Origin of the sequence: Nocardia sp. NPDC057663, assembly GCF_042799895.1 — a bacterium.
GTDB lineage: Bacteria > Actinomycetota > Actinomycetes > Mycobacteriales > Mycobacteriaceae > Nocardia.
On record NZ_JBHVHX010000003.1, the window covers coordinates 321,118 to 334,110 of the forward strand.

At 68.9% G+C, this 12,993-nt stretch carries 13 protein-coding genes and 1 pseudogene; 9 read left to right on the forward strand and 5 right to left on the reverse strand.

The window, feature by feature from the left end; all coding sequences use genetic code 11:
- Positions 1-43 precede the first annotated feature (43 nt).
- The 5 genes from ACFVAV_RS09635 to ACFVAV_RS09655 form a co-directional block, all read right to left on the reverse strand.
- Positions 44-826, reverse strand: coding sequence for an ABC transporter permease (locus ACFVAV_RS09635; RefSeq protein WP_379032637.1), 783 nt, complete (start codon positions 824-826; stop codon positions 44-46).
- A complete protein-coding gene (locus tag ACFVAV_RS09640) occupies positions 823-1,755 on the reverse strand; it encodes an ABC transporter ATP-binding protein (protein ID WP_379032640.1) in 933 nt (310 codons plus the stop codon). Before ACFVAV_RS09640 ends, ACFVAV_RS09635 begins: the two co-directional genes overlap by 4 nt.
- Positions 1,756-1,828: 73 nt before the next feature.
- Positions 1,829-3,547: a polyprenol phosphomannose-dependent alpha 1,6 mannosyltransferase MptB gene (gene mptB, locus ACFVAV_RS09645; protein ID WP_379033581.1), complete on the reverse strand. Its 1,719-nt coding sequence runs from the start codon at positions 3,545-3,547 to the stop codon at positions 1,829-1,831.
- An 82-nt stretch (positions 3,548-3,629) separates the two neighbouring features.
- Positions 3,630-4,580 carry a rhomboid family intramembrane serine protease gene (locus ACFVAV_RS09650; RefSeq protein ID WP_379032643.1) on the reverse strand — a complete coding sequence of 317 codons (951 nt, stop codon included), beginning with the start codon at positions 4,578-4,580 and terminating at the stop codon, positions 3,630-3,632.
- A 72-nt stretch (positions 4,581-4,652) separates the two neighbouring features.
- Positions 4,653-4,886, reverse strand: a complete 234-nt coding sequence (locus ACFVAV_RS09655) for a hypothetical protein (protein WP_379033610.1) — start codon at positions 4,884-4,886, stop codon at positions 4,653-4,655.
- Between ACFVAV_RS09655 and ACFVAV_RS09660 the strand changes: the two are divergent.
- From ACFVAV_RS09660 to ACFVAV_RS09700, 9 genes and pseudogenes are all read left to right on the forward strand, one after another.
- Positions 4,786-5,055 (forward strand): annotated as a pseudogene (locus ACFVAV_RS09660) (FAD-dependent oxidoreductase); the annotation flags it as partial. The gene ACFVAV_RS09655 and the pseudogene ACFVAV_RS09660 overlap by 101 nt on opposite strands.
- 4 nt (positions 5,056-5,059) lie before the next feature.
- A complete protein-coding gene (locus ACFVAV_RS09665; protein ID WP_379032646.1) occupies positions 5,060-6,148 on the forward strand; it encodes an FAD-dependent oxidoreductase in 1,089 nt (362 codons plus the stop codon).
- Between the two features lie 185 nt (positions 6,149-6,333).
- Positions 6,334-7,128 carry a helix-turn-helix transcriptional regulator gene (locus ACFVAV_RS09670; RefSeq protein ID WP_379033584.1) on the forward strand — a complete coding sequence of 265 codons (795 nt, stop codon included), beginning with the start codon at positions 6,334-6,336 and terminating at the stop codon, positions 7,126-7,128.
- Entirely contained in the window at positions 7,125-8,561 is a 1,437-nt protein-coding gene (sufB, locus tag ACFVAV_RS09675; protein WP_379032649.1) for a Fe-S cluster assembly protein SufB, read from the forward strand. Before ACFVAV_RS09670 ends, sufB begins: the two co-directional genes overlap by 4 nt.
- Positions 8,561-9,739, forward strand: coding sequence for a Fe-S cluster assembly protein SufD (gene sufD / locus ACFVAV_RS09680; RefSeq protein ID WP_379032653.1), 1,179 nt, complete (start codon positions 8,561-8,563; stop codon positions 9,737-9,739). Before sufB ends, sufD begins: the two co-directional genes overlap by 1 nt.
- A gap of 36 nt (positions 9,740-9,775) precedes the next feature.
- Positions 9,776-10,543, forward strand: a complete 768-nt coding sequence (gene sufC, locus ACFVAV_RS09685) for a Fe-S cluster assembly ATPase SufC (protein WP_379032655.1) — start codon at positions 9,776-9,778, stop codon at positions 10,541-10,543.
- A 1-nt stretch (position 10,544) separates the two neighbouring features.
- Entirely contained in the window at positions 10,545-11,798 is a 1,254-nt protein-coding gene (locus ACFVAV_RS09690; RefSeq protein WP_379032657.1) for a cysteine desulfurase, read from the forward strand.
- A gap of 3 nt (positions 11,799-11,801) precedes the next feature.
- A complete protein-coding gene (gene sufU / locus ACFVAV_RS09695) occupies positions 11,802-12,278 on the forward strand; it encodes a Fe-S cluster assembly sulfur transfer protein SufU (protein ID WP_379032659.1) in 477 nt (158 codons plus the stop codon).
- Positions 12,278-12,667, forward strand: coding sequence for a metal-sulfur cluster assembly factor (locus ACFVAV_RS09700; protein ID WP_379032661.1), 390 nt, complete (start codon positions 12,278-12,280; stop codon positions 12,665-12,667). Before sufU ends, ACFVAV_RS09700 begins: the two co-directional genes overlap by 1 nt.
- Positions 12,668-12,993: the final 326 nt, after the last annotated feature.

A 12,993-nucleotide genomic window follows, 5' to 3' on the forward strand; every position in this document is an offset into this window, starting at 1 on the left:
TTCCCGACCGATACCAGGGCTACTACAGTGCGTCGTTGGTCACTCAGCTGAACCGGAACAGCCGGGTCGCGAGCCACCCGCACACCACGCCCCACACCGCGAGCACCGCGACCCCGAACCAGTCGATCGCCCCGGACAGCGCCGCTTCCAGCGCGAACGCCAGCGCGCCGGACGGGACCAACCGGACGAGCACGGTGACCGCGGTGGGCAGCGAATCGCCGACGAGCACCAGGCTGGCGACGCCGAGCATGATGAACCACAGGATATTGGCCAGTGCCAGCACGACCTCGGCCTTGAGCGTCCCGCCCAGCAGCAGGCCCATGGCCGCGAAGGTCGCGGTGCCGAGCGCGATCACCAGCGCGCCGAGGGCGAGTCCGCCGAGTCCGGGCCGCCAGCCCAGGGCCGCACCGATCGCGCCGAGCAGGATCGCCTGCAGCACCACGACGATCAGCACCGCCGCGCACTTGCCCGCGATCACGCCCCAGCGCGGCAGCGGCGTCGCGCCGAGGCGCTTGAGCGCACCGTAGCGCCGGTCGAAGCCGACGGCGATGGCCTGGCCGGTGAACGCGGTCGACATCACCGCGGTCATCATGACCATCGGCACGACCTTCTCGACCCGGTGCTCGCCGAGCTCGCCGAACGGCAGCAGGGTGAGCCCGATCAGCAGGGTGATCGGGATGAACATGGTGAGCAGCAGCTGTTCGCCGTTGCGCAGCAACAGCTTCAGCTCGAGCCCGGTCTGCGCGGTCAGCATCGCCCGCCGCGAGGCCGGTCGCGGGCCGGGGGCGAACGTGCCGGGCAGGAACCGGCTGGTGGTCTCGGTCATCCGCGCAGGTCCCGTCCGGTCAGTTCGAGGAAGACGTCTTCGAGGCGTCGCTGATCGATGCGGATGTCGGTGGCCAGCACGTCCATCCTGGCGCACCAGGCGGTGACGGTCGCCAGCACCTGCGGGTTGATCTCGCCCTCGACGAGATAGGTGCCCGGCGAGGTCTCGCGCGGCGAGAAGCCTTCCGGCAGCGCCGATTTCAGCAACGCGATATCGAGTTTGGGTGGGGCGCAGAAGCGCAGCTGACCGGCGGCGCCGTGCGCGGTGACCTCGGCGGGCGTGCCCTGGGCGACGATCTCGCCGTGATCGATGATCACCAGCTGGTCGGCGAGCTGTTCGGCCTCGTCCATCATGTGCGTGGTGAGCACGACGCTCACCCCGTCCCGGCGCAGGGCGTCGATCAGTTCCCACACGATCAGCCGCGCCTGGGCGTCCAGACCGGCGGTGGGTTCGTCGAGGAACACGATCTCCGGCCTGCCGACCAGCGCGCAGGCCAGCGCGAGCCGCTGCTGCTGACCACCGGAGAGACGACGGTAGGGCGTGCGGCGGTTGTCCTGCAGACCGAGGGTCGCCAGCAGCCAGTCGGGATCGATCGGGTCGGCCGAATACGCGGCGACCAGGTCGAGCATTTCGCCCGCGCGGGCGCCCGGGTAGGCACCGCCGCCCTGCAGCATCACGCCGATGCGCGGGCGCAGCTGTTCGGAGTCGGCGATCGGGTCGAGGCCGAGGACGCGCACCGTGCCGGCGTCGGGGCGGACGAAGCCTTCGCACATCTCGACGGTGGTGGTCTTGCCCGCGCCGTTCGGGCCGAGCAGCGCGAACACCTGGGCCTGTTCGACGTCGAATCGCAGGCCGTCGACCGCGGTGGTCTCGCCGTAGCGCTTGACCACACCGTCGATGCTGACGGCAGGTCCAGGGCGTGTTGTCACGACTCCGCCTCGCTAGCGCTCGGCTCCGGCGTGCCAAAGGGTGCTGTGCCTATGGTTCGCTCGCTTCGCTCCCTCACGACGTCACACGGTAAGCCGTGCCCTCCTGTGACGGAGCCGACACCCCCGGCTGAGCCCGCCAGGGCAAGGTGTGGCGGGTGAGCGCGAAGAACAGCGCGAAGCAGACCGCGGCCGCGAGGGCAGCGCCGATGATCTGGAAGACCTGGAATTCCGCACCGCGCGGCATCACCAGCATCGAGACGACGGCGGAGAACGCGACCGCGGGCACGCGGAACACCGGTTGGGTGGCCCAGGCGGCCAGCGGCACGATCGCCCACAGCAGGTACCAGGGCTGGACCACCGGGAACAGCAGCACGATCGCGCCGAGCGAGACGCCGAGCGCGCCGACCGGGTGCAGCCTGCCGGTGCCGGTGGCGACCAGCATGCGGACCGTCACGTAGGCCGCGACCGTGGCCGCGATCGGCCGGGTGATCGACAGCAGCGCCGTCGTGTGATCACCGAGCCCGAGCAGCACCCCGCCGAATCCGGTGATGATGCCGATGACGGTCGGCAGCGACATCCAGCTGCGCACGGCGTTGGCGACGCTGAGGGTGAAGACCCAGCCGAATCCCAGTCCGCTCAGCCAGCTCACGAGCAGTGTCGTCACCCCGGCGATGACGCCGAGTACCAGGGCCGCCTTGACGACGGCGCGGAAGTCGCCGCCCCAGCGTCTGGCGAGCGCCATGCCGACGAAGCCGAGCGCGATGATCGAGGTGAGCTTCACCGACGACGACAACGTGATGACGACCGCGCCGCCGATCAGCAGGGCATAGGCACGAGCGTCGAACGGTGCCGGATTCGTGCCGGTCAACCGATCGGGTTTGCCACCGTTGCCGTAGATCGCGCGCAGCATCAGCTCCACGCCGGCCAGCATCAGACCGAGCATGAGCGCGTCGTTGTGCACGCCGCCGACCAGATGGAACAGCACCAGCGGGTTGGCCGCGCCCAGCCACAGCGCGCTCACCGGAGCGACACCGCAGCGCACGGACAGCCGGGGCAGCGCCCACACGATCAAGGCGACACCGGCCAGCGCCAGCAGCCGGTGCACCCACACCCCGGCGATGATGTTGTCGCCGGTCAGCTCCGCGATGCCACGGCCGATCCACAGGAACAGCGGGCCATACGGCGCGGGGGTGTCGCGCCAGATCGTCGGCACATTGTTGGTGAGGACGTTGTCGATGCCGAGCCCGGCGACCGGACCCTCCAGGTAGGGGTCGATGCCGCGCGCGGCGATCTCGCTCTGGGCCAGATAGGAATAGACGTCGTTGCTGAACATCGGCGGCGCCACGCTGAGCGGGATGATCCACAGCAGCAGCGTCCGGTCCAGTTGCGACCGGCTCAACCGGTGCAGCGGCGACCCGGCCAGCCCTCCGATGGCGAACCGGCCCAGCAGCAGCCACGCGCCGATCACCAGCACGGTGCCGAACATGCACATCGCCAGCGACCCGGTGTGCGCCCGCGCGAAGATGCCGAGCACCCGCATGCCCGAGACCGGGTTCTGGTGCACCGGCTGCGCGCCGATGCCCAGCGCCGCGATCGCCATCAGCACCGCGCCGGTCGCGCCCATCAGCCGGATCCGGTCCAGCTGCGCGCGCTCGCGCGGATCGAGCCCAGGCACCTCGCTCTCGTCGCGGTGCAGCACCGCGACGGTGTGATCGAGCGTCGGCACGTCGAGCCCGAGAGCCCGCCTCCCGAACGCCAGTGTCTTGCGCGCCGCGCCCTCCAGTACCGCCACGAACACGGAGCCTAGTGTGGTGCGCCGCGCGTGGCGCTGTTCCGGTCCGCCGCACGTCGCCGACCAGCGCGGATCGCGTCGGCTAACGCGGTTGCGGCGCCTCGACGACGGGCGCCGACACCTCGACGGGCGCCATCGGCCGGTCGCCGCGCACCACGAGGGTGGCCGCGACGATGACCGCGAGACACGCCACCGCGACCGCGGCGAGCGCCGCCCAGCCGATGCGCCGCGCCGCTTCCGGCGTCCGCGCCGCTTCCGGCCTGCGCGCCAGCAGCCAGCCGGGGACGAACAGGATGCCGAGCGTGGCGAGCGTGCCCGCGGCCAGCCCGCCGAGATGGCCCCACAGCGAGATGCCGGGGAGCGAGAAACTGATCAGCACGTTGATACCGATGACGACCAACATCGGCGTCGGGCTCTGGCGCAGCCGGATCAGCGTGACGGTGACCGCGCCGAACAGGCCGTATACCGCGCCGGAGGCGCCCGCGGTCGCGACGATCGTGTCCGAGAGGGCCATCACCGCGGCGGAACCGCCGAGCAGCGAGACCAGGTAGACACAGGCGAACCGCACCCGGCCCAGTACCTGCTCGAGATCGCGTCCGACGACATACAGCGCGAACATGTTGACCAGCAGGTGGATCGCGCCGTAATGCAGGAATCCCGAGCCGAGCAACCGCCACCACTCGCCGTCGGCCACCAGCAGCGGTACCAGTACGAACTCCCGGAACAGTGCCGACCCGCGATAGTTGTTCATCGCGCTGCCCGCCTGGGCGGCGGTGATGACGTAGACCAGCACATTGACCGCGATCAACCCATAGGTGACAGACGGAACGGCACCGGCACCGGCCCGACCGCCACCGACGGTGCGCACCTGCCGCACCTCACGCTGCCCCTGCCGCACGCAGTCCACACAGTGCTGCCCGACCGACGCGGGCCGCAGGCATTCCGGACAGGCAGGCCTGCCACACCGCGTGCACGCAAGTCCGGTCGGTCGATCGGGGTGGCGGACACACGTGGGTGTGGGCGGGTTGGACACACCGCTATCGTGCCATGCGCCGCCGCGGCGGGCGGTCTGTCACGGGCGGCCGTTTCGGTTGGCGCGACGGGGCTATGACCGGGACATGACGTCATTGTGGTTGACCAACGCCGAGGTCCCCGCCCGCTTGCGGCTCACCGCCGGTTCCCGCTTCGACACCGTCGTCATCGGCGCCGGACTGGTCGGGCTGGCGACGGCGCTGCTGCTGGCCGAGCAGGGTCGTGAGGTCGCGGTGCTCGAGGCCAGGCGGGTCGGCGCGGGCACCACGGCCGCCTCCACGGCGAAGATCTCGCTGCTGCAAGGCACCCGGGCTCAGCGCATCGCGCGCAGACACGGCATCGCGCCGCTGTCGCGCTATCTCGCGGGCAATGTCGAGGGATTGGATTGGCTGCTGAACTTCTGCGCGGCGCACGACATCGACGCCCAGCGGGTCCCCGCGCTCACCTACGCCCAGCAGGCATCCGAAACCGCCGCTGTGCGTGCGGAATTCGAGGCCACCCGCGCCGCGGGACTACCCACCGAGCTGCTCGACGACATCGAGGTTCCGTTTCCCGGCGTACGGCGCGGTCCGGCTGCGCGAGCAAGCCCAGATCGACCCGATGGCGATGCTGGCCGCCCTCGCCGCCGAGGTGGAATCGCACGGCGCGCCGATCTTCGAATCCACCCGTGCCCAGAGCCTGCACCACCGCGACGGTGCGGTCGTGATCGGCACCGAACACGGCGAGGTGTCGGCCACGAATGTCGTGGTGGCCACCGGCACCCCGATCTTCGACCGTGGCGGCTTCTTCGCCCGCCTCACCGCGCAGCGTTCCTATCTCTCGGCGTGGCGGGTACCGGAACCGGTGCCGCAGGAGATGTACATCAGCGCGGGGCGGCCCATCCGGTCAGTGCGCGTAGTCCCCGCCGAGGACGGTGATGTGCTGCTCGTCGGCGGCAGCGGCCACGACGTGGGCCGGGAGGACTCGGCGAACGCCCACGTCCAGCAGTTGCTCGACTGGACGGGCCGCTGGTTCCCCGGTGCCGAACTGCTGAACCGCTGGTCGGCCCAGGACTATCACCCCGTCGGCGAACTTCCGTATGTCGGACCGCTGCTCCCGGGCCGCGACAATGTCCTGGTCGCCACCGGCTTCGCGAAATGGGGACTGACCAACGGTGCCGCCGCCGCACTCGCGCTGGCCGGACGGCTGACCGGCACACTGCCGCCGTGGGCAGGCATGCTGTCCGCCTGGCGGCTCAGCGAGGTGATCTCGGTCGTGGCAGGCGCCGGATCCAACGTGGCCGTGGCCAAGTACCTGTCGACTGGGTGGCTGCGGCTGGTCGGCGCGGGCGAGCACACGGTGCCGCCGGAAGGCTGCGGCCGGACCGAACGCCACGGGTTGCGCCCCACCGCCGTCTGCACCGTCGACGGGGTGACCACCGAGGTGTCGGCGGTATGCCCGCACCTGCACGGCATAGTGCAGTGGAACGACGCCGAACAGACCTGGGACTGCCCGCTGCACGGATCGCGCTTCACCCCGGACGGGGCCGTGCTCGAGGGCCCGGCGACCGAACCGCTACCCCGGCGATAGATCCGCGCGCTGTGCGATGAGTCACCCCGGCGCGCGGAATTGATCCGGTGCCGGAAGCGGTACCAGGGCTTTTACCCGGCACCGTGTCGGTGGAAGTGACGACTTCCCAGGTCAGGGCACCCTTGCATAGGCGACCCTTATTAGATTTAGGGAAGTAATTCCGCCACACTGGTGTTGTGAAAACCGTGGGTTTGCGGACAGACGTGGACGGGACCGGTCGTAAGACGACCGGCGCCCGGACGGCGCCCGTGCCCGTCGCGACCGTGCACGAGGGGCACACCAGGGCGGCGATCGTCCAACTGCTGCTCGAAGACGGGCCGATCACCGCGACCGCCATCGGCACGGCACTCGGGCTCGCGCCCGCGGGCGTGCGCAGGCACCTCGACGCGCTCATCGACGCGGGTCAGGCCAGGGCGAGCCGGTCGGCGCCGTGGCAGCAGAAGGGCCGTGGCCGACCGGCCAAGCAGTACCAGCTCACGGCAGCGGGGCGTGGCAATCTCGGCCACGCCTACGACGATCTGGCCGGGGCGGCGATCCGCCAGCTCGGCGAGATCGGCGGCGACGCGGCGATCGCCGAATTCGCGCGCAAGCGGGTTCGCGTCATCGTCGACGGCATCGAGCCGGTCGCCGAGCACACCGCTCCGGAGATCGAGGCCAAGGTGGAGGAGATCGCGGACGCGTTCACCGACGCCGGTTTCGCCGCCACCACCCGCCAGGTCGGCGCCGGTGTGCAGATCTGCCAGCACCACTGCCCGGTGGCCCACGTGGCCGAGGAATTCCCGCAGCTGTGTGACGCCGAACTGGACGCTTTCCGGGACCTGCTCGGCACCCACGTCCAGCGACTTGCGACCATCGCCAACGGCGATTGCGCCTGCACCACCCACGTACCGCTGGTCGCGCTCCCCAAAACAGCCTCCACCCCATCCGCCGCACAGCCCGCGGCGGGACGAACGAACGACTCCGGAAGGAGTGCCGAATGACGACGACCACCGACCAGGTGCAACCGCTGACCCAGGACGAGACCATCGCCTCGCTGGGCAACTACGGTTACGGCTGGGCCGACTCGGACGAGGCCGGCGCCAGCGCGCAACGCGGTCTGTCGGAAGCTGTCGTTCGCGACATCTCGGCCAAGAAGAGCGAGGCGGAGTGGATGCTCGACATCCGCCTCAAGGCCCTGCGCATCTTCGATCGCAAGCCCATGCCGAACTGGGGTTCCAACCTCGACGGCATCGACTTCGACAACATCAAGTACTTCGTGCGCTCGTCCGAGAAGCAGGCCGAGAGCTGGGAAGACCTGCCCGAGGACATCAAGAACACCTACGACAAGCTGGGCATCCCCGAGGCGGAGAAGCAGCGGCTGGTCTCCGGTGTCGCCGCGCAGTACGAGTCCGAGGTCGTCTACCACTCCATCCGCGAGGACCTGGAGAAGCAGGGCGTCATCTTCCTCGACACCGACACGGCGTTGAAGGAGCACCCGGAGATCTTCCAGCAGTACTTCGGCTCGGTGATCCCCGCCGGTGACAACAAGTTCTCCGCGCTCAACACCGCCGTCTGGTCGGGTGGCTCGTTCATCTACGTGCCGCCGGGCGTGCACGTCGACATCCCGCTGCAGGCCTACTTCCGGATCAACACCGAGAACATGGGCCAGTTCGAGCGGACGCTGATCATCGTCGACGAGGACGCCTACGTCCACTACGTCGAGGGTTGTACCGCCCCGATCTACAAGTCGGACTCGCTGCACTCCGCGGTCGTCGAGATCATCGTGAAGAAGGGTGGCCGCTGCCGCTACACGACCATCCAGAACTGGTCCAACAACGTCTACAACCTGGTCACCAAGCGGGCCAAGGCCGAGGCGGGCGCCACCATGGAGTGGGTCGACGGCAACATCGGCTCCAAGGTCACCATGAAGTACCCGGCGGTCTGGATGACCGGTGAGCACGCCCACGGCGAGGTCCTCTCGGTCGCGTTCGCCGGCGTCGGCCAGCACCAAGACACCGGTGCCAAGATGCTGCACCTGGCCCCGCACACCTCCTCGACCATCGTGTCGAAGTCGGTGGCGCGTGGCGGCGGTCGCGCGTCGTACCGCGGTCTGGTCCAGATCAACAAGGGTGCCCACGGCTCCAAGTCGACGGTGAAGTGTGACGCGCTGCTGGTCGACACGATCAGCCGCTCCGACACCTACCCCTACGTCGACATCCGCGAGGACGACGTGACGATGGGCCACGAGGCGACCGTCTCCAAGGTCTCCGAGGATCAGCTGTTCTACCTGATGAGCCGCGGTCTGACCGAGGACGAGGCGATGGCGATGGTGGTGCGCGGCTTCGTCGAGCCCATCGCCAAGGAACTGCCGATGGAATACGCGTTGGAACTGAACCGGCTCATCGAGCTGCAGATGGAAGGGGCCGTTGGCTGATGTCGTCGCTCGAGACGCCGACCCAGAATCCGGGCGCGGGCGCCGCCGTCAACAAGGGCGAGGTCTTCACCTCGTTCGATGTCGACCAGTTCGAGGTGCCGTCGGGCCGTGACGAGGCCTGGCGCTTCACCCCGCTGCGCCGGCTGCGCGGCCTGCACGACGGCACCGCGGTGCGCGACGGTCAGGCGACGGTCGAGGTGACCCCGGTCGCCGGTGTGACGGTGGAGACCGTCGACCGCACCGACGCCCGCCTCGGCCAGGCCGGTACCCCCGCGGATCGTGTTGCCGCCCAGGCCTACTCGGGCTTCGAGTCGGCGACCGTGATCACCGTCGGCCAGGAGACCGAGCTTTCCGACCCGGTCACCGTGACCATCACCGGCCCTGGCGAGGGCAAGACCGCCTACGGTCACCTGCAGGTGCGCCTGGACAACTTCGCCGTCGCCACCGTGGTCATCGACCAGCGCGGCAGCGGAACCTACGCCGAGAACGTCGAATTCGTGCTGGGTGACAGCGCCAAGCTGACCGTCGTCGCCGTCCAGGAATGGGCCGAGGACGCCGTGCACGCCACCGCGCACCACCTGATGCTGGGCCGCGACGCCACCGTGCGGCACTTCGCCGCAACCCTCGGCGGCGACCTGGTCCGCCTCTCCGGCACCGTGCGCTACGCCGGTCCCGGCGGCGAGGCCGAGCTGTTCGGCCTGTACTTCGCCGACGCGGGCCAGCACTTCGAGCAGCGACTGCTGGTCGACCACTCGGAGCCCAACTGCAAGTCCAACGTGCTGTACAAGGGTGCGCTGCAGGGTGATCCGTCCTCGCCCAAGGGCGATGCCCGCACGGTCTGGGTCGGCGATGTGCTGATCCGCGCGGCCGCCGAGGGCACCGACACCTACGAGGCCAACCGCAACCTGGTGCTCACCGACGGCGCGCGCGCCGACTCGGTGCCGAACCTGGAGATCGAGACCGGCGAGATCGCCGGCGCCGGACACGCCAGCGCCACCGGCCGTTTCGACGACGAGCAGCTGTTCTACCTGCGTGCTCGCGGTATTCCGGAAGACATCGCCCGCCGCCTGGTGGTGCGTGGCTTCTTCCACGAGATCATCCAGAAGATCGCGGTCCCCGAGGTCCGGGAGCGGCTGGAGGCGGCCATCGAGGCCGAGCTCGCCACTGTCGGTATCTGACACCACACTTACTCCCCACGAAGGAATTCGAATTCGATGACCACCTTGGAAATCAAGGACCTGCACGCCGAGATCACCACCCCCGAGGGTGAGTCCAAGAAGATCCTCAACGGCGTCAACCTGACCGTGCGCTCCGGCGAGACGCACGCCATCATGGGCCCCAACGGCTCGGGCAAGTCGACGCTGTCCTACGTGATCGCGGGCCACCCGAAGTACACCGTCACCCAGGGCACCATCACCCTCGACGGTGAGGACGTGCTGGAGATGTCGGTCGACGAACGCGCTCGCGCCGGCCTGTTCCTGGCCATGCAGTACCCGGTCGAGGTCCCCGGCGTCTCGATGTCGAACTTCCTGCGGACCGCCGCCACCGCCGTGCGCGGCGAGGCGCCGAAGCTGCGCACCTGGGTCAAGGAGGTGAAGGAGTCGATGAAGGAACTCGACATCGACTCGGCCTTCGCCGACCGCAGTGTGAACGAGGGCTTCTCCGGTGGCGAGAAGAAGCGGCACGAGGTCCTGCAGCTGGGTCTGCTCAAGCCGAAGATCGCGATCCTCGACGAGACCGACTCCGGCCTGGACGTCGACGCGCTGCGCATCGTCTCCGAGGGCGTCAACCGCTACAAGGAGCGCGAGAACGGCGGCGTGCTGCTGATCACGCACTACACCCGCATCCTGCGCTACATCCAGCCCGACTTCGTGCACGTGTTCGTCAACGGCAAGATCGTCGCCGAGGGCGGCTCCGAGCTGGCCGAGGAACTCGACGCGAACGGCTACGTGCGCTTCACGTCCGCGACCGCTGGAGCCTGACATGACCGCGACGGTGCCCGCCCTCGACGTCGCCCGGATCCGGGCCGACTTCCCGATCCTGAACCGCACGGTCCGGGACGGGAAACCGTTGGTGTACCTGGATTCCGGTGCGACCGCGCAGCGCCCGCTGCAGGTGCTGGACGCCGAGCGCGACTTCCTGCTCACCCGCAACTCGGCGGTGCACCGCGGTGCGCACCAGCTGGCGGAGGAGGCGACCGACTCCTACGAGGACGCGCGCGTCGCCATCGCGCGCTTCGTCGGCGCCGAGGCCGGGGAGATCGTGTTCACCAAGAACGCGACCGAGTCGCTGAACCTGGTGGCCAACGCGTTCGGCGACGACCGGTTCCCGTACAAGGTGGGTCCGGGCGACGAGATCGTGATCACCGAGCTCGAGCACCACGCGAATCTCGTTCCGTGGCAGGAACTCGCGCGCCGCACCGGTGCCACGCTCAAGTGGTACGGCATCACCGACGACGGCCGCATCGACCTGGATTCGCTCGAACTGTCGCCCGCGACAAAGGTTCTCGCGTTCACCCACCAGTCGAATGTGACCGGCGCGGTCGCGCCGGTGGCCGAATTGGTGCGCCGGGCAAAGGAAGTCGGCGCGCTCGTCGTGCTCGACGCCTGCCAGTCGGTGCCGCACATGGCGGTGAACTTCCGTGAGCTCGGCGTCGACTTCGCCGCGTTCTCCGGTCACAAGATGCTCGGCCCGATGGGGGTGGGCGGACTGTACGGCCGCCGGGCGCTGCTCGAGGAGACGCCGCCGTTCATCACCGGTGGGTCGATGATCGAGACCGTCACCATGGAGAAGACCACCTACGCGCCGCCGCCGCAGCGCTTCGAGGCGGGCACGCCGATGACCTCGCAGGTCGTCGGGCTGGCCGCCGCGGTGCGCTACCTCGAAAACCTCGGCATGGACGCGATCGCCGCCCACGAGCACACGCTCACCGGCGCCGCGCTCGACGGGCTGCGCGGGATCGACGGCGTGCGGATCATCGGGCCGACCGAGAACGTGGACCGCGGTGGCGCGGTGGCCTTCGTGGTCGACGGCATCCACGCCCACGATGTTGGCCAGATCCTCGACGACCAGGGTGTCGCCATCCGGGTCGGGCACCACTGCGCCTGGCCGTTGCACCGCAAGTTCGGTGTCGCGGCGACCGCGCGGGCGTCGTTCGCCGTGTACAACACCCTCGACGAGGTCGACGCGCTGGTACAGGCCGTGCGGAAGGCTCAGAACTTCTTCGGAGTTGCATAAACCATGCGCATGGAGCAGATGTACCAGGAAGTGATCCTGGACCATTACAAACACCCGCATCACCGCGGGCTGCGGGAGCCGTTCGGTGCCGAAGTGCACCACGTGAACCCGACCTGTGGTGACGAGGTGACCCTGCGGGTGAACATCGACGGCGCGGGCGAGATCGCCGATGTCTCCTACGACGGTCAGGGTTGCTCGATCAGCCAGGCCGCCACCTCGATCCTCACCGATCAGGTGATCGGGCTGCCGGTGCAGCAGGCGCTGAAGGTGGTCGACTCCTACAGCGAGATGATCTCGAGCCGCGGCACCGTCGAGGGTGACGAGGACATGATCGGCGACGGCATCGCACTCGCGGGTGTCGCCAAGTACCCGGCGCGCGTGAAGTGCGCACTGCTGGGGTGGATGGCGTTCAAGGACGCCGTCGTGCAGATCGCCTCGGCCGAAGATGCCAAGCCTGCCATGGGAAATGGGGAAGCGTGATGAGTGAGACACCGGCTGCCGAAGCCACCGAAGCTGCTGCCCCGGCTCCCGAGGTGGAGCTGACGGCCGAGCAGGTCAAGCATCTCGAGGATCTCGAGGAGGCCATGCGCGACGTGGTCGACCCCGAGCTCGGCATCAATGTCGTCGACCTCGGCCTGGTCTACGGCATGTCCGTCGACGGCGAGAACATCGCCACCCTCGACATGACGCTGACCTCGGCGGCCTGTCCGCTGACCGACGTCATCGAGGACCAGTCCCGTAACGCCCTGGTGCGCAGCGGCCTGGTCGAGGACCTGAAGATCAACTGGGTCTGGATGCCCCCGTGGGGCCCGGACAAGATCACCGAGGACGGCCGCGAACAGCTGCGCGCCCTCGGCTTCACGGTCTAGAGAAACACCGAGAAAGGCCCGAATCCCGCCTGGGATTCGGGCCTTCGGTGTCTGCGCTACCCGCCGGAATACCGGTGGCTGGAGGGGTGGAATTTCGGGTCAGGACGAATCTGGAGCATTGCCACGTGCGCAGCGGGTGCCTATGCTGAAAGAGGCTGTTCAGCTCGCCACGCCGGGTTTGCACTGTGTCGGCGCGCACCATATTCGGGCGTGCGTCACACGAAAGAATGTCGCACACGGCGTCGCACATGCTTGATCCGGAGCCCTGAGCGCTCTCGCGCGGATCGCGAATCGAAGCGATCCCGCGTAGAGGACCACGGGTGCCG